Raw genomic sequence first — 16,799 nt, forward strand, 5'->3', positions numbered from 1 at the left:
GAGCACCGCGCCGGCGTCGGCGCTAGTTGAATTCTTAATATCTATCACTTTGAAAACGGCCGAATTGATATTGATAGGTAATACGGATGCATGAAGGTTTTAGCTTTGGGTGCCGTCGGCACCCAAGATCAGTGCGATAACGCACGCCAGGGCGATGAAGAGCCGCTTGTTCCGGCGATTCGAACGATGGAAGGAGATATCAAAACTATTGAATACTGCACGACCGTATATGAAACAATAGATTATGGGTGCGTGATCAGGTAAGGCGTGCGCTGGGGGTGGGCCGTGTCAGCGCGTATAGGAATGCGTGAATGCCGCGGGTTTGAAATACCTCGGACGGTCGGAAACCTCATGGTGTGGGATGTCCGGGAGCGCGAAGCCGCGCGGCGGTAACCCCTCACAGGAAACTCACAGTGGCGACCCAGTCGCGTCGTAGCAGGGGACACCATTGTCACTGATGTGACCAGTGTGATGCAGCCGATCGAGACCGCGACGGCACCGACCGCAGTACTCGCGACGACCCTCGACATCGTGATCCCCGTGTACAACGAGGAAAACGACCTGGAACCATGCGTGCGCCGCCTGCACGCGTTCCTGGCCAACGAGGTGCCGTACACGGCGCGCATCACCATCGCCGACAACGCCAGCACCGATCGCACCCTGCAGATCGCGCATCGGCTTGCCGATGAGCTTGGCGGTGTTGACGTGCTGCACCTGGAGGAGAAGGGCCGGGGGCGCGCTTTGGCCGCGGCGTGGCTGTCCTCGGACGCCGAGGTTGTCGCCTACTGCGATGTGGACCTGTCCACCGACCTCAACGCGCTGATGCCGCTTGTCGCACCACTGATCTCGGGCCACTCGGATGTCGCCTACGGGTCGCGGCTCAACCGCAACTCCCGTGTGGTCCGCGGCCCCAAACGCGAGTTCATCTCCCGCACCTACAACCTGATCCTGCACGCCTCGCTGCAGGTGAGGTTCTCCGATGCCCAGTGCGGCTTCAAGGCAATCCGTACCGACGTTGCGCGCCAACTACTTCCGCTTGTCGAGGACAAAGAATGGTTCTTCGATACAGAGCTGCTGGTACTGGCCGAGCGCGTCGGCCTGCGCATTCACGAGGTACCGGTCGACTGGGTGGATGACCCGGACAGCCGGGTCGACATCGTCGACACCGTGCGCAAGGACCTGCTCGGGATCTGGCGGTTGGGCAGGGCGCTGATGCTCGGCACCCTGCCGCTGGACGAGCTTCGCCACAGCCTCGGCCGTGAACCGCTCGTCGAGGGTGTGCCTCCAGGAATGGTCGGCCAGCTGGTGCGATTCGGGATCATCGGTGTGGCAAGCACATTGGCCTACGCGCTACTGTTCCTCGTCTTGCATGGGACGGTGGGGGATCAGGCCGCCAACTTCCTGGCGCTGCTCATCACCGCGGTGCTCAACACCTCTGCCAACAGGTTCTTCACCTTCGGGGTGCGGGGGCGGCGCAACGTTGCCAAGCACCAATTCCAGGGGCTTGTCATCTTCGGGATCGGGCTGGCCTTCACCAGTGGCTCGCTTGTCGCGATGCACCACCTCGTTCCGGACGCCTCCAAGCATCTGCTGCTGATCGTGCTGACCGTGGCCAACCTGGTCGCGACCCTGGTCCGGTTCGTCGGATTGCGTTGGGTGTTCAGAAGTGCGAACGCTCGATGATCCGCGAGCGGATCAGCGTTGGTCTTCTGCTGATCGGCACCGCGGCCGCATACCTGGTCAACCTCGGCACCAACGGCTGGGCCAACTCGTTTTATTCGGCTGCGGTGCAAGCGGGTTCGGTGTCGTGGAAGGCCGCGTTCTTCGGATCCTCCGACGCCGCCAACTCGATCACCGTTGATAAGCCCCCCGCCTCGCTATGGCTCATGGAACTTTCGGCGCGCATCTTCGGGCTCAGTAGTTGGAGCATTCTGGTGCCCCAGGTGCTTCTGGGTGTGGCGTCGGTTGGCCTGCTGTACCTGACCATCCGCCGGTATTTCGGCCACCGGGCCGGTCTGCTGGCCGGGCTGGTACTCGCGGTGACGCCGGTGGCGGTGCTGATGTTCCGGTTCAACAATCCGGACGCGCTGCTGGTCTTCCTGATGATCGCCGCGGTGTGGGCGACGTTACGCGCCATCGAGGATGGCCGCACCCGCTGGCTGCTTCTGGTCGGGGCGCTGGTCGGATTCGGTTTCCTGACCAAGCAGCTGCAGGTCCTGCTCGTCATCCCGCCTATCGCACTGACCTATCTGGTCGCCGGACCCGTGGGCGCCGGGAAGCGCCTGGTACAGCTCACCGGATCGGCCGCCGCGGCGGTAGTTTCGGCGGGATGGTGGATCGTCACGGTCGAGCTGTGGCCACCCGGCTCGCGCCCGTGGATCGGCGGATCGCCCGATAACTCGATCCTCGAGCTCACCCTCGGCTACAACGGGCTGGGCCGCATCAACGGTGATGAGAAGGGCAGTGCCTCGGGCCCGCGCGATGAGATGTATGGCTTTGGCGGCCACTTCGGCAGCGAACCCGGGATCGGCAGATTGTTCCAACCGGCCCTGGGTGGGCAGATTGCCTGGCTGCTCCCGACGGCACTGGTCCTGGCGGTGTTGGGATTGGTGCTGCTACGCAAGGAATCCCGGACGGACACGCGTCGGGCGGTGCTGCTTGTCTTCGGATTGTGGGTGCTCACCACGGGCGCCGTGTTCAGTTACATGCAGGGCATATTCCACCCCTACTACTCGGTGGCGCTGGCACCCGCCGTCGCCGCACTTGTGGGCGCGGGCGGATTCCTGGCCTGGCAGGAACGCGAAAAATCCTGGGTAAGAGCATCTTTGGCGGCCACTCTGGCGCTTACCGCAGTGCTGGCCTGGATTCTGCTGGGCCGGTCAGCGGAGTTCCAGCCGTGGCTGCGGTGGGCGATATTGGCCCTGGGGGCGATCGCACTTCTCGGCATCGTCCTGAACAGATATCCCAAGGCTGTCGTCGCCATCGCGCTCATGGTGGCGCTCGCCGGTCCTATCGCATATTCGGTCCAGACCATCGCGACGCCGCACAGCGGAGCGCTTCCCTCGGCCGGGCCCGAGGTCAAGGGAGGCGGTTTCCCGGACTTCCCGGATATGCCCGAGCGAGAGCATCGTCCCGAATTCGAGCGCGGTTCCCAACGCGGTGGCGGCCTGCTGGATGGAAGCGATCCGGGCCCCAATATTGTTGCAGCTCTGGAGGCTAACGCCGATCGCTATACCTGGGTGGCCGCCGCGGTGGGCTCCAACCAGGCGTCTGGTTACCAGCTTTCCACCGGCCGGCCCGTCATGCCCATCGGAGGATTCAACGGGACCGACCCGTCACCGACGCTGGCGCAGTTCCAGCAGTACGTGGCCGACGGTCAGATCCATTTCTTCTTAGATGGGGGGCGCGCTAACCACGGCGGCGAGGGATTCGGCGCCCCCGGCAGTGAGACCTCGAAGTCCATTCGCGAGTGGGTGCAAAAGACCTTCGCCAAGCAGACCATTGACGACGTCGATATCTATGACCTGACGGCGCGGTGACTCCTGTCGAATGGGAACCTGCTTGCCTCGCGAGCCCACTCGAGGCAGGAAAATACTGAGTCAGAGGCGCTCGACGACCCAATCGATGCACTGCGTCAGCTTCGAGATGTCCTCGGGATCGATGGCAGCGAACATCGCCACCCGCAGCTGGTTGCGGCCCAGCTTGCGGTACGGCTCGGTGTCCACAACACCATTGGCGCGCAACACCTTCGCAACGGCTGCCGCGTCCACGTCGTCGTTGAAGTCGATGGTGCCCACCACCTGCGAACGCTGCGCCGGGTCCGCCACGAAGGGTGTGGTGTACGCCGTCGCCTCGGCCCAGGAGTACAGCCGCGATGCCGAATCGGCGGTCCGCTTGGTGGCCCAGCCCAGACCGCCATTGCTCAGCAGCCAATCGATCTGATCGGCCAGCAGCAGCAGCGTTCCGATGGCGGGGGTGTTGTAGGTCTGGTTCTTGAGGCTGTTCTCCACCGCGATGGGCAGAGACAGGATGTCCGGCACCCAGCGTCCGCTGCCGCCGATTTCCTCCACGCGCTCCAGCGCGGCCGGGCTCATGACCGCAAGCCACAGCCCGCCGTCGCCGGCGAAATTCTTCTGCGGCGCGAAGTAGTAGGCGTCTGCCTCGGTGACATCCACCGGCAGGCCACCGGCACCGGAGGTGGCATCGATGAGCACCAGCGCGTTCTCGGAGCCGGCCGGACGCTGCACCGGAACCATGACTCCGGTCGACGTCTCGTTATGGGCCCAGGCGATCACATCGGCTGACGGATCCGAGACGGGCGCGGGCGCGCCACCGGGATCGGCGGTCACCTTGATCGGATCTCCGACGAAGGGGTTCTTGGCCACGCAGGAGGCGAACTTGGAGCTGAACTCGCCGAAGGTCAAGTGCAGCGACTTCTCGCGGATCAGGCCGAAGGCGGCGGCATCCCAGAACAGGGTGGAGCCGCCGTTGCCGAGAATGACCTCGTAACCGTCGGGTGCGGAGAAGAGCTCCTTGAGCCCCTCGCGGACGCGACCCACCAGGTTCTTGACCGGCGCTTGCCGATGCGAAGTACCGAAGAGGGAGGCTCCGGCGGTCACGAGCGATTGCAGCTGCTCGGGCCGCACTTTGGAGGGGCCACAGCCGAAACGTCCGTCGGCGGGTAGGAGGTCAGCGGGGATGGTCAATTCAGCCACGACTACCAGCCTAAACGGTGGCCCAGTGAGACCTGTATCACACAAAACAATGCGTGCAGAGAACGTCACATGGGACGTTTCGTCCCAAACCTAGATAGGGGCTTCTCGCCCTGTCTACACTCGCCCAGAGCTTGTAGACTTCCAAGTAGCCCCAGAACGTAAAAGTTTGCAGGTCCGTTACCGCGTCTTTGGACGAATCAAAGGAGATAAGCCATGTCGCTCCGCGAGAAGCTCCGCGCGAAGAAGGAAGTACGCGCCGACGCGAGCTACGTCCAGGTGCTCGAGACCCTGTCGCACGGCTCCACGAACCGGAACTTCGATCCCTTCATCGATATCGACTGGGATAACCCGGAGTATGCCGTCGTCCCCAATGATCCGCGCTGGGTTCTCCCGCACCGGACCGATCCGTTCGGCCGGCACCCGTGGTACCAGGCGCAGCCGCTGGAGAAGCAGATCGAGATCGGCATGTGGCGTCAGGCCAACGTCGCCAAGGTCGGTCTGCACTTCGAGAGCATCCTGATCCGCGGCCTGATCCAGTACGCGTTCAGCGTCCCCAATGGCTCACCGGAGTTTCGGTACCTCAACCACGAGTCCATCGAAGAGTGCAACCACACCCTGATGTTCCAGGAGATGGTCAATCGTCTCGGTGTCGACGTGCCGGGTATGCCGCGCCTGCTGCGCTGGCTGTCCCCGTTCGTTCCGCTGGCCTCCACGCCGTTCCCGGAGATGTTCTTCGTGGGTGTGCTCGCCGGTGAAGAGCCCATCGACCACACGCAGAAGAACGTGCTGCGCGAGGGCGACAATCTGCACCCGATCATGAAGCGCGTCATGGAGATCCACGTGGCCGAGGAGGCCCGGCACATCTCGTTCGCGCATGAGTACCTGCGCAAGCGCGTTCCGGCCATGCACTGGTTCAACCGGTTTGTGTTGTCGATTGCCACCCCGATCACCATGCGGGTGCTGATGGGCGCCATCATGACGCCGCCGCGCAGCTTCGCCAAGAGATTCGACGTCCCGCAAGAGGTGATGAAGGAGATCTTCTGGAAGAGCCCGGCCTCGCGGCAGACCATGAGTGAGGTCTTCTCCGACGTCCGTATGCTGGTCAGGGAGACCGGGATGATGAACCCGGTGGCCAAGCTGGTGTGGCGAGTGCTGCACATCGATGGCCGTGCCGCCCGCTACCGCAGCGAGCCGCAGCGCGGTCCGCTGGTGAACTACTCGGCTTCCGAAGCCGCAGTGACTGATTCGCACAGCGCTGTTCCCGCCTGATGCCGCACGTCGTTACCCAGGCGTGCTGTAACGAGGGGTCCTGCGTTTACGCATGCCCGGTGAACTGCATCCACCCCACGCCTGACGAACCGGATTTCCTCAAGGCGGAGATGTTGCACATCGACGCCTCCGCGTGTGTCGACTGTGGTGCTTGCGTTGCCGCCTGCCCAGTGGATGCCATCAAGCCGGATTCGGTTCTCAAGGAAGAGCAGCTGCCCTTCCTGCGGATCAACTCCGAGTTCTATCCGCGGGAAATCCCCCGCGCCAGTTTGGCTCCGGTCATTCAGGCGCCGCCGGTCCGCACGACCGGCCGTGCGCTGAAGGTGGCGATCGTCGGCTCCGGTCCAGCGGCGATGTACGCCGCCGACGAGCTGCTGACCCAGCCGCACGTGAAGGTCAACATGTTCGAACGGCTGCCCGCCCCATATGGTTTGGTGCGTGCCGGGGTGGCTCCCGACCACCAGCAGACCAAGCGGGTGACGAAGCTTTTTGACACGATGGCCGCCCAGCCCAACTTCGAGTTCTTCCTGAATGTCGAGGTGGGTAAGGACATCACCCACGAGGAGCTGTTGGCGCATCACCATGCGGTGATCTACTCCGTCGGTGCGTCCTCGGATCGCCGCCTCAACATCCCAGGCATTGAGTTGCCCGGCAACGCCACCGCTACCGAGGTGGTCGCGTGGATCAACGCGCACCCCGACTACACAGATTTCCGGGTGAACCTCGATCACCAGCGCGCCGTTGTCATCGGTAACGGAAACGTGGCCTTGGACGTCGCCCGGGTGCTCACCGGAGACACCGATCGCCTTGCGCGCACGGATATTTCGGATACCGCGCTGACCGCGTTGCGCAGTAGCAAGCTGCGTGAGGTAGTCATCGTCGGGCGGCGCGGTCCCGAGCATTCGGCGTTTACCCTGCCCGAGCTGCTCGGTCTCGTTGGCCTCCCTGATATGACGGTGGTCATCGATCAGGAAACAGCGGACCTCGTCAACGAGGCGCTGCAGACGCACCTGGAGCCGTTGACGCGGCAGAAGCTGGAAGTGCTCAGCACCTGCCCGCGTGAGGCGCGGGAGCCTGGCGGCAAGACCATCCGCTTCGCGTACAACCGCACCCCCATCAAGGTGCTCGGGGACGGGCGCGCGGAAGGCATCGAGTTCCAGCACGGTGACGCGACGGACACCATCGAAGCCGGTCTGGTGCTTACCTCGATCGGCTATCGCGGTGTCCCGATGCCCGACGTGCCGTTCGACAACCAGCGTGCGATCATCCCGAACGAGCAAGGGCGCGTGACGGATCCGGACACCGGCAAGGCGCATCCCGGCACCTATGTGGCGGGATGGATCAAGCGCGGTCCGACCGGATTCATCGGGACCAACAAGTCCTGCTCGCAGCAGACAATCACCTCGCTGGTCGAGGACTACAACCACGGGCTGCTCGCCGATCCGGCACACCGGCTCTCGGGTCTGTCTAAGCTGATTCAGCGGCGCCAGCCAGCCATCGTTGGCCACGATGGCTGGCTGGCGATCGATCGTGCGGAGATTGCGCGCGGTAAGGGTGAAGGCCGTCCGCGTGACAAGTTTGTCTCGGTGCCCGAGATGCTCCGCGTTGCCGCGAATGCCCCACAGCCACCGTTGTGGCGCAAGGTAATTCGCGGGTCGGCGTTGGAAGACTTGCTGCGATAGCGGTTGTTCGGCGTTAGTCGACGCCGCCCGCGGCGTACTTCTTGAGGTCTTCGGGGTTGACGATCTTGACTGGTTGACCCAATGACCATAGGTGTCCGAACGGATCCTTGATGACACCGAAGCGGTCGCCCCAGAACTGGTCTTCGAGCGGCATCTCGATGCTCGCCCCGGCGTCGACGGCGCGACTGAACCAGTCGTCGACATTGGGCACCGTGAGGTGAATGGTCACCGGAGTACCGCCGAGCGCGGTGGGGGTGCTGGATTTGCCGTCGTTGTACTCGGGGAAGTCGTCGTTCATCATGATCGTCGTGCCGTTGATCTTCACGGCGGCGTGCATCACTTTGCCGTCGGGAGTCTCCAGCAAGCCAAGCTCTTCGGCGCCAAAAGCCTTCTTATAGAACTCGATCGCTGCGCGTGAGTCCTCGACGATGATGTATGGGGAAACAGAGGGCACTACGGGAGGTACTTCGGAGGTCATGTGACCCACCCAACCACCTCACGCGTAGTGACGCTAGGGCTTCGGGTTAAGCACCCACCCGAGAGCGCAGAAGCCCGAATCCTTCCACGGACTCGATGGAGCGCGGCCCCGGTCCGACATAGAGCGCGGCAGGACGCACCAGCTTGTCGAGACGCTTCTGCTCCATGATGTGTGCGCTCCAGCCCGCGCTGCGGGCACAGGTGAACATTGCCGGCATCATGCGGGTCGGTACCTGCGCGAAGTCCAGAATGACCGCTGCCCAGAACTCGACATTGGTTTCGATGACGCGATCCGGGCGACGTTCCCGCAGCTCGGAGAGGGCGGCTTGTTCGACGGCGGCCGCCACCTCGTAGCGCGCGGCGCCGAGACGCTTGGCCGTGCTGCGCAGCACGCGCGCACGCGGATCCTCGGCGCGGTACACCCGGTGGCCGAAGCCCATGAGCTTTTCGCGGCGGTCCAGAATGCCTTTGATGACGCCGCGGGCGTCACCCGTCTTTTCGGCCTGTTCGATCATCGGCAGCACGCGGGCAGGTGCGCCACCGTGCAGCGGGCCGCTCATCGCACCCACCGCACCCGAGAGTGCGGCAGCCACATCGGCGCCGGTGGAGGCGATGACCCGGGCGGTGAACGTGGAGGCGTTCATGCCGTGTTCGGCGGCCGACACCCAGTAGGCGTCGATGGCCTCGACATGCTTGGGGTCTGGCTCGCCCTGCCAGCGAGTCATGAAACGTGATGTGACAGTGGAACATTCGTCGATGACCTTTTGCGGCACGGCGGGCAGGGCGCTGCCCCGCGCGGACTGGGCGACATACGAGAGCGCCATTACCGAGGCGCGGGCCAGCTGATGGCGAGCGATGGAATCCTCGGTGTCCAACAGCGGCTCGAAGCCCCAGATGGGTGCGAGCATGGCGAGTCCGGCCTGTACATCGACGCGGACATCCCCGGTGTGCACCGGGATGGGGAAGGGCTCGGCGGGCGGGAGTCCCTGGCCGAACTTGCCGTCGACCAACAGGGCCCACACATCACCGAAAGTCACCCGTTGGGCGACCAGATCGTCGATGTCGACGCCGCGGTAGCGCAGGGCCCCGCCATCCTTATCGGGCTCGGCGATCTCGGTGGCGAAGGCGGTAACGCCCTCCAGCCCAGGTGCGAAATCCGCTGGTAGCGGCGCTGCAACCGTCATGATTCTCGACTCCCTACCTGTGGGTAACAACTCGGTAAAGGCGATTCTTGCACCCACAATTAAGGGTGATTCTTAGTTCGGTCGATCTCTCTTAAGTGCCCGCCTGTAGCGTGCTTTTCGTGACCGAATGGCTGCGCTCGGACTACCGTCCCGGAGAAAAGGACGGCAGTGGCGATCTGGATGTTGACTGGCTTGCCGATGGCTGGCTTCCCTTGCTACACAAATGGTTTGACCTCGCGGTGTCCTCGGGCATCCCTGAACCGAACGCGATGGTGCTCGCTACTGTCGACAACGGCCGCCCGGTGACGCGCACGGTGCTGTGCAAGGGCTTCGACTCCGCGGGTGTGACGTTCTTCTCAAACTACGACTCCGCCAAGGGGCGCCAGCTCGACCACGCGCCGTATGCCAGTGTCACCTTCCCCTGGTACGCGCTGGGGCGGCAGGTCCACGTGCGTGGCGCGGTGACAAAGGTCGATCCGGCCCAGACCGCCAACTATTGGACCAACCGTCCGCGCGGATCGCAGCTGGGTGCCTGGGCGTCTCAACAGTCCGCGCCCATCGCGTCACGAGAGGCGCTGTTGGCTCAGCTCGATGACGTCACCGCTCGGTTCGCCGAGGTGGAGTCGGTGCCGGTACCGCCGAACTGGGGTGGTTATGTGATCGCTCCCGACACGGTGGAGTTCTGGCAGGGCCGTGAGAACCGCGTTCACAACCGGATTGTCCTGCAAGACGGACGGATTGAGCGGCTGCAGCCCTGACACCTATGTGGATCACCCTGCTAGTGATGGCCATTGCCGTCAGCTTCGAGCCCTTCCGGCTGGGTATGACGGTGCTGATGTTGAGTCGGCCACGCCCACAGCTGCAACTGCTGGCGTTCCTGTGCGGTGGTTTCGTGATGGGAATGGTGGTGGGGCTGGCGGTGCTGTTCGCCTTCCGGCACGTCTCCACTGGATCGGCGCAGTTCACGTTGCCGCGGGTGCAGGTCGGTATCGGGGTGGCGGCGCTGCTGGTCGCCGCGTTACTGGCCTCGCGTGTGCGGGGTCCTGCCTCCAACGCGCAGCTGGACAAGGTCACCGGGCGTATCCAGTCCATCGCGACCGGCGGCTCGCTGTGGGTGGCCGCCGTCGCGGGGTTGGGCATCGCGCTGCCCTCGGTGGACTTCCTGGCCGCGCTTGCCGTGATCGTGGCCTCGGGCGCTCCACCAGCCACGCAGGTCAGCGCGCTGCTGATGTTCAACGTCATCGCCTTCGCGCTGATCGAAGTGCCGTTGTTGGCTCATCTTGCCGCGCCGGAGCGGACGGCCGAGGCGATGGCACGGCTGAACAGCTGGATACAGTCCAACCGGCGGCGCAACATCGCGCTGGTCTTGGCCTTGGTCGGATGCGTGTTGCTCTCGGTCGGGATTGCCGGCATCTGACGGCGTTCTACCCAACGAGGTCAGGCAACCCCGACGCGAGCGTCCGCGTCTAACCGGGTGAACTGGTCCTGGAGATACTGCTCGACACAGGCCGCGCGCCGGATCTTGCCGCTTGTCGTGGTGGGAAGTGACCCGGGCGGTACGAGAACGAGATCTCCGACATTCACGCCGTGCTCATTGGATATTGCCGAGGTGACCTCGCTCTTGATCTCCTCGAGCCAGTGCGTCGCCGCGTCGCCGGAATTGCCGCGCTTCTTGAGCTCGATGACGGTCACCAGCTTCTCGGTGCTGTCGAACGGGACCGATATCGCGGCGACTCGGCCACGCGTGATCTCTTGAACCGTGGCCTCGATGTCCTCGGGGTAGTAGTTACGCCCACGAATGATCAGCAGGTCCTTGATGCGGCCGACGATGAACAGCTCACCCTCGGAGATGAACCCGAGGTCACCGGTTCTCAACCAGGGCCCGTCCGGGGTGCCCGGCGACGGGTCGAGCACCGTCGCCCCGAAGCATCGCTGCTCCTCGGGTGACTTGCGCCAATAGCCGTAGGCGACATTTTCGCCGTGCACCCAGATCTCGCCGACCACGTCCGGTGCGCACTCCCGGTGGGTGTCGCTGTCGATGATCCGCACGGTGGGGGACTGCGGCACGTGGTATTTGACCAGTGCCGTGCCTGTCCCGGCCGGGCAACGCTGAACGCGGCCCGCGGACAGCTCTTCGACGTCGAAATGAGTCGCCGGCGTTGCCTCGCTCCATGTTCCGGAGGCCACGAAGACCGTTGCCTCCGCCAGCCCATAGGAGGGACGCATCATGCTGTCCTGGAAATTGAAGTGCGCGAACCGATCCACGAAGCGTCGCAGGGTGGCCTGCTCGACGCGTTCGGCGCCGCTGATGATGCCGAGCACCCCACCGAGGTCGAGCCCGGCCAGGTCGCTGTCGGTGGTCTTGCGGGCCGCCAGATCAAAGGCGAAGTTGGGCGCCGAGGAGAACGGATGGGGATTCTCAGCGAGCGCTCGCATCCACCGGGCGGGGTTTTCCAAGAAGGCCATCGGACTGGTCAACTGGGCGTGAAAGCCGCCCAGGATGGGCGCACAGACGCCCAGCACCAAACCCATGTCGTGGTAGAAGGGCAACCACGACACGATCGTGACATCAGACGGGATTTTGACCCCGGCGTCCGCGAAAAGGCTGCGCATCAATTGCTCGAAGTTCACCTGGAGATTGCGATGTGAAAGCTCGACTCCAGTCGGCGTTCGGGTCGAACCCGAGCTGTACTGCAAGTATGCGATGTCCGGCATGTCGGCCGGCACGATGCTCGGCCCGCCGTCGATATCGAGCCGCAACGCGTCGATGGCAATGATCTTGGGGGCGATCTCCAGGCGCGACTCATCGACGTAATCGCCGACGTCGCCGGCGACCGCCGATGTCGTGAGCACCACCGAGGGCGACGTGTCGTCGAAGACGGCACTCACTCGATCAAGACTTGAGCCGCGGTGCGGCAGCGGGAGCGGCACCGCGATCAGCCCGGCCTGCATGGAACCGAGGAAGGCCAGGATGTATTCGAGGCCCTGTGGAGCCAGGATCAGGGCCCTGTCGCCGACCGCCGCGTGCTGGCTTAGCTCGCGGGCCACATTGAAGGTGCGGCGTGACAACTGCGACCACGTGAGGCTTTCGGCAACACCAGCCGGGTTGTGGGTGTAGTCGGTGAAGGTGAACGCGAGGTCATCCGGCCGCAGGCTGGCACGTCCGTGCAGCATCGAGAGGATGGATGACTGGGTCGAAGGTGTCATGTGTTTGTCCGTACTTAATTGGGAGGGGTCGAGCGGGTGCCGTTGTCTAGCACGGCCAGGGCGCCGCTGGTGATCTGTGAAATCGGATCGGAGCCGCCGCCGAACGTCGCCTGATTGGCCGGCGCGGTGACTTTTGCGGGATCGAAGCCGCGCACCGGATCCACAGTGATCGGTGCCGTTGCCGGGTCATCGTTACGTGAGTAGCCCGCATCGACCCGCGGTTGCAGGATCGCGTCGAGCCTGTTCAGCGTTTCCTCCGGCACCCCGAGATACTTGAAGCCCAGCACTAGGGGAAGGTGTTGCTCGGGGATGAAGTAGGTCGTTGTCGACCCTCCCCGGGAGTTGAACTCTGTCCTGATGTTCTGCGCCGGAACCATTTCCGGGTTGGTGAAGGCAATCGCGGTGTGACCGGTGGCCAGACCCGCGATGGCGTTGGCGACCGCAAACAGGTTGTCCGGCCGGTCGGGCCAGTCCGCGATGCTGTCGTAGGCGGAGATGAACTGATCGGTGTGGTACTGACTTTCCACCGGCGCCGGTACGGGGTAGTCCATGAACGGCACGACGGAGCCGACGGGGAAGTTCTGCGTCAGGAAGCTCTCGCTGAAGGGGCTTTTCGCGATCGGGTCGCCGAACGTCGCGAAGGTCAGTGAATCCGGCGCCGGTGCGGTCGGATCGGTTGCCAACGCCGATTTGACGGCGTTGAGCACGAGCGCTCCCTCGGACAACCCCATCGCAGTTCCGGGACCGCCGGTGCGAATGGCGTTTTCGAGGTTGGGTTCTCCGATGTCGATCGACTCGCCGATGCTGGGACCATCCAGACCCAAGCCGGGCATGATCTTTTCCCCCACCGGACCGATTCCGGGGAACAGGCGCTCCAGAGTGTGGCCCTGCACCTGTCCCGCCGGGTACCAGATGTTTGCCCGCTTCATGCCTGGGAACCAGTCCTTGCCGGTCATCCGGATGTACTCGTCATAGGGGATACCGAGGACATGCGCGCCACCCAGGGCGTATGCGGTCCGGTCCGGCGACGCCGGAGCGGCCATCGGTACCCCGCTAGCCGAAATCCCGGGAATGGGTGGACCCGGAACCTGTGGGTCATCGGCCACCGCGGACGGGATGCCGAAACAGCCTGTCATGCTGGCGACTACCAGCAGGGCCGCTCCTGCGAGGAGGTCTTTCATCCGTGCTCCTGACCGCTCGGCTTCATTTCAGTCTCACATACATTTCGCGCGCTAGCTGCCCGCCTGCGTCGCCGGTTCGGAGGGTGGCGGTGACGTCACCGACGGTCTCCGACGCTTACTGGCCTGGGACGGCCACCAGTTGGCCCAGCCCACCAATGCCGCGATGGCGGGCACCGTGATGGTCCGAACGACGAACGTATCCAGCAGGATTCCCACGCCGATCACGAAGCCGCCCTGGACCACGATTCCAATGCTAGAGAAGAGCAGGCCGCCCACCGACGCAGCGAAGATCAGCCCGGCCGCCGTGATGACACCACCTGTGGAGTTCAGGGCACGGATGATGCCGTAGCGCACGCTGTTCGTGGACTCGTCGCGCATTCGCGATACGAACAGCATGTTGTAGTCCGCGCCCACCGCGACCAGCACCACGAAAGCCAAGGGCGGCACGGTCCAGTGCAACTGCTCGCCGAGCAGGAACTGGAATGTCAACACGCCGATCCCGATGGCCGCGAAGTACGAAAGCACTACCGAACCGACGAGATACAGCGGTGCGACGATCGCCCGCAGCAACACGATCAATGTCAGCAGGACGACGATCAGGGTCGCCGCGATGATGAACTGGATGTCGTGCTGGTAGTAGTCGCGCGTGTCGCGCAGCGCGGTCGGGAACCCGCCCATCGATATCGTGGCGTCGGCCAGCGTGGTGTTGGGCTGCGCGCCCTTGGCGACATCACTGATCTGGTTGACCTGGTCCATCGCCTCGGGACTGAACGGGTTGAGTTTCGTCTGAACTAAGTACCGCACCGAATGGCCGTCCGGCGAAATGAACGCCTTGGCGGCCCTCTGGAAATCTGGATTACTCAGCACCTCGGCCGGGATGTTGAAGCCCGCCTGTGATGGGTCCGCGGCGTTGGTCTTCATCGTCAGCAGGAATGACGACGCCTGGTTGAGGCCGTTGACGATCACCTTGATCTGCCCGACGAGTTGATCCACACCTCCAGCCACCTGCTGGCTGCCGCCGGCCAGCCGGTCGGCGCCCTGCCGTAACTGGTTGAGTCCGGCCTGCGGGCCGCCGGGCTTATCCAGGCCCATGGCCTGCAGCCCGTTCATGACGCTCAGAAGTGAAGTGTTCAGCTTGGTCACCGTCGCTGAGAGGGTTGCCTTGTTGCCCTGGGAGTTTCCGAGTTGATGAGCGAGCTGATTGATTTCGTCGAGGCGTCCGCTGTTGCGCTCGCCGACCAGCCGCTCGAACTGGCCGCGGGTGGTGGCGCAGGAGACATCGGCATCGCAGACCGGGTTGGCCTGTAGTGCGTTCAAGACCGGGTTGATCCAGGCGAACATGTCCTTCGCGGCGGAGAAGTTCCACCCCATGTCGTTGGCGAGCGCATTGATGGCGTCGACGAGCTTGGCGGCATTGTCCACGTTCCGCACCAGCTCGTCGCCGCCGGATTTGGTCTTCAGCGAGGCCGACGCGTCGAGCAGACTCTGCAGACCGGGGACGATCTTGTTGAGCTGGGTGCGCAGGTCGCCGAGGCTGCCGGCCAGGGTGTTGGCCCCGGAGGTGAGGCGATTCAGGTCGCTGCTGCGCTGACTGATCTGGTTGGAGCCGTCGGCCAGCCGGGTTCCGACGAGCCCCGCCTGATAGGTGGCCCTGAACTCCGGCGGTACCTCGCCCAGTGGGCGGGTGACGCCGCTAACCAGTCCCACCTCCGGCAGCTGGGCGATACGAGAAGCCATCTGTTCCAGGTCGGCGAGGGCCTGCGGGGTGCGCAGGTCACGCGGTGACTGGATGAGGATGTACTCGGGAATGGATTGGCTGAGAGGGAAGTGGCGCTCCAGCGCGGCGTACCCGACAGAACTCGGCGCCGACGGCGACACGGCCTTGCGGTCGTCATAGTTGTAGCGCGCGAGCAGGGCGCAGCTTCCCAGCAGGGCCAAAACCAGCACACTGGCGACCAGGTGGGGAATGGGCCGGCGCACGATGCGAATGCCGGACCGCCGCCAGAACTGGGCAGTGAGCTCGCGCCGTGGCCTGACCCAGCCGCGGGGCCCGGCGAGCACCAGGATCGCGGGCAGCAGGGTCATTCCGGACAGGTAGGCGACGCCGATCCCGATCGCCGACGAGATTCCGACCGTCTGGAAGACGCCCATCTTGGCGAAGCTCAGGAGCAGGAAGGTGATGCCCACCGTCGTGGCGGACGCGGTGATCACCTTTCCGATAGACATCATCGCGGCCCTGACCGCCTGGTCGTAGGTTTTGCCCGACCGCAGATAGTCGTGATAGCGACTGATGAGGAATACCGCGTAGTCCGTGCCGGCGCCGGCCAGGATCGCGCTCAGGAACACGATGGACTGGTTCGAGACGCCCGCGCCGGTCAGATGCGAGTAGGCCGCCACGACGGACTGCGCGATCACCAGTGACGACCCGATCGTCACCAACGGAAGCATCATGGTCAACGCGCTGCGATAGACCAGGAGCAGCACCGCGAGCACCAGGATGGCGATCGCGAGCTCGATCGGCAGACGATCCTGCTCGCCCGCGACGGTGAGGTCGGCGACAGTGGCCGCGGGACCGGTGATGTGCACGGTGGTCGGACTGCCGTCGATGCTGTGCTGGATGAGGCCGGTCACCCGGTTGTAGGAGTCGAAGGCCCTGGGCGTGCCCAACTCGCCCGCGAGGCCAATCGGCAGAACCCAGGTCTTGTTGTCCTGACTCGTCAGGAACTTCCGCAGTTCGGGCGTGCCGATGAAGTCCTGTACCGACACGACGTTCGTCAGGTCGTGCCGTACCGCGTCCACCACCTTGCGGTAGGTCGCCGCGTCGTCGGCCCCCAGTCCGTTCTCGTTGATGAACACGACCAGGAGGAGATCGTCGTTGCTCGATTCGTGGAACGCCTCGGTCATCTTCTTGGCGGCAACACTCGACGGAGCGTCGGCAGGCAGGATGGCGAGCGGATGCTTCTCCGCCATCTCGGTCAGTGAGGGGAAGGTCAATGGCAGAGCGATGGCCAGCGCGACCCAGGCGCCGATCACCGCCCACGGCCATCGCACCACGAAATCGGCTAGCCGCCGCATATCTTCCTC

At 64.2% G+C, this 16,799-nt stretch carries 12 protein-coding genes; 6 read left to right on the forward strand and 6 right to left on the reverse strand.

Features of this window, described 5'->3' with window-relative positions:
* Positions 1 to 459: 459 nt before the first annotated feature.
* Positions 460 to 1,683 (forward strand): bifunctional glycosyltransferase family 2/GtrA family protein, encoded by a 1,224-nt coding sequence (locus B4383_RS18655; RefSeq protein WP_078292775.1) that lies wholly within the window; start codon positions 460 to 462, stop codon positions 1,681 to 1,683.
* Positions 1,680 to 3,539: a glycosyltransferase family 39 protein gene (locus tag B4383_RS18660; protein WP_078292774.1), complete on the forward strand. Its 1,860-nt coding sequence runs from the start codon at positions 1,680 to 1,682 to the stop codon at positions 3,537 to 3,539. The genes B4383_RS18655 and B4383_RS18660 overlap by 4 nt, the downstream gene beginning before the upstream one ends.
* Positions 3,540 to 3,599: 60 nt before the next feature.
* On the opposite strand, the gene serC is transcribed toward B4383_RS18660, so the two are convergent.
* Positions 3,600 to 4,715: a phosphoserine transaminase gene (serC, locus tag B4383_RS18665; RefSeq protein ID WP_078292773.1), complete on the reverse strand. Its 1,116-nt coding sequence runs from the start codon at positions 4,713 to 4,715 to the stop codon at positions 3,600 to 3,602.
* A 213-nt stretch (positions 4,716 to 4,928) separates the two neighbouring features.
* Between serC and B4383_RS18670 the strand changes: the two genes are divergently transcribed.
* The gene (locus B4383_RS18670; protein WP_078292772.1) at positions 4,929 to 5,984 is read left to right on the forward strand and encodes a diiron oxygenase; all 1,056 of its coding nucleotides are present in this window, start codon (positions 4,929 to 4,931) and stop codon (positions 5,982 to 5,984) included.
* Positions 5,984 to 7,666, forward strand: a complete 1,683-nt coding sequence (locus B4383_RS18675) for an FAD-dependent oxidoreductase (protein WP_139360876.1) — start codon at positions 5,984 to 5,986, stop codon at positions 7,664 to 7,666. Before B4383_RS18670 ends, B4383_RS18675 begins: the two co-directional genes overlap by 1 nt.
* A 13-nt stretch (positions 7,667 to 7,679) precedes the next feature.
* On the opposite strand, the gene B4383_RS18680 is transcribed toward B4383_RS18675, so the two are convergent.
* Together B4383_RS18680 and B4383_RS18685 are read right to left on the reverse strand one after the other, a co-directional pair.
* Positions 7,680 to 8,144 carry a VOC family protein gene (locus tag B4383_RS18680; RefSeq protein WP_078292770.1) on the reverse strand — a complete coding sequence of 155 codons (465 nt, stop codon included), beginning with the start codon at positions 8,142 to 8,144 and terminating at the stop codon, positions 7,680 to 7,682.
* 46 nt (positions 8,145 to 8,190) lie between these two features.
* Complete coding sequence (locus B4383_RS18685; RefSeq protein WP_078292769.1) at positions 8,191 to 9,327, reverse strand: citrate synthase 2; 1,137 nt, start codon at positions 9,325 to 9,327, stop codon at positions 8,191 to 8,193.
* Between the two features lie 110 nt (positions 9,328 to 9,437).
* On the opposite strand from B4383_RS18685, the gene pdxH reads away from it, so the two are divergent.
* Complete coding sequence (pdxH, locus tag B4383_RS18690; RefSeq protein ID WP_078292768.1) at positions 9,438 to 10,085, forward strand: pyridoxamine 5'-phosphate oxidase; 648 nt, start codon at positions 9,438 to 9,440, stop codon at positions 10,083 to 10,085.
* A gap of 5 nt (positions 10,086 to 10,090) precedes the next feature.
* Positions 10,091 to 10,744, forward strand: a complete 654-nt coding sequence (locus tag B4383_RS18695; protein WP_078292767.1) for a GAP family protein — start codon at positions 10,091 to 10,093, stop codon at positions 10,742 to 10,744.
* A 20-nt stretch (positions 10,745 to 10,764) separates the two neighbouring features.
* Here B4383_RS18695 and B4383_RS18700 read toward each other — a convergent pair whose 3' ends face one another.
* The 3 genes from B4383_RS18700 to B4383_RS18710 are packed head-to-tail and all read right to left on the reverse strand — an operon-like array spanning position 10,765 to position 16,790.
* The gene (locus tag B4383_RS18700; RefSeq protein WP_078292766.1) at positions 10,765 to 12,534 is read right to left on the reverse strand and encodes an AMP-binding protein; all 1,770 of its coding nucleotides are present in this window, start codon (positions 12,532 to 12,534) and stop codon (positions 10,765 to 10,767) included.
* A 14-nt stretch (positions 12,535 to 12,548) separates the two neighbouring features.
* A complete protein-coding gene (gene pe / locus B4383_RS18705) occupies positions 12,549 to 13,715 on the reverse strand; it encodes an acyltransferase PE (RefSeq protein WP_078292765.1) in 1,167 nt (388 codons plus the stop codon).
* Between the two features lie 51 nt (positions 13,716 to 13,766).
* On the reverse strand, positions 13,767 to 16,790 hold the full coding sequence (locus B4383_RS18710) for an RND family transporter (protein ID WP_078292764.1): 3,024 nt from the start codon (positions 16,788 to 16,790) through the stop codon (positions 13,767 to 13,769).
* Positions 16,791 to 16,799 lie beyond the last annotated feature (9 nt).

Source organism: Mycobacterium sp. D16R24 (genome assembly GCF_002013385.1).
GTDB lineage: Bacteria > Actinomycetota > Actinomycetes > Mycobacteriales > Mycobacteriaceae > Mycobacterium.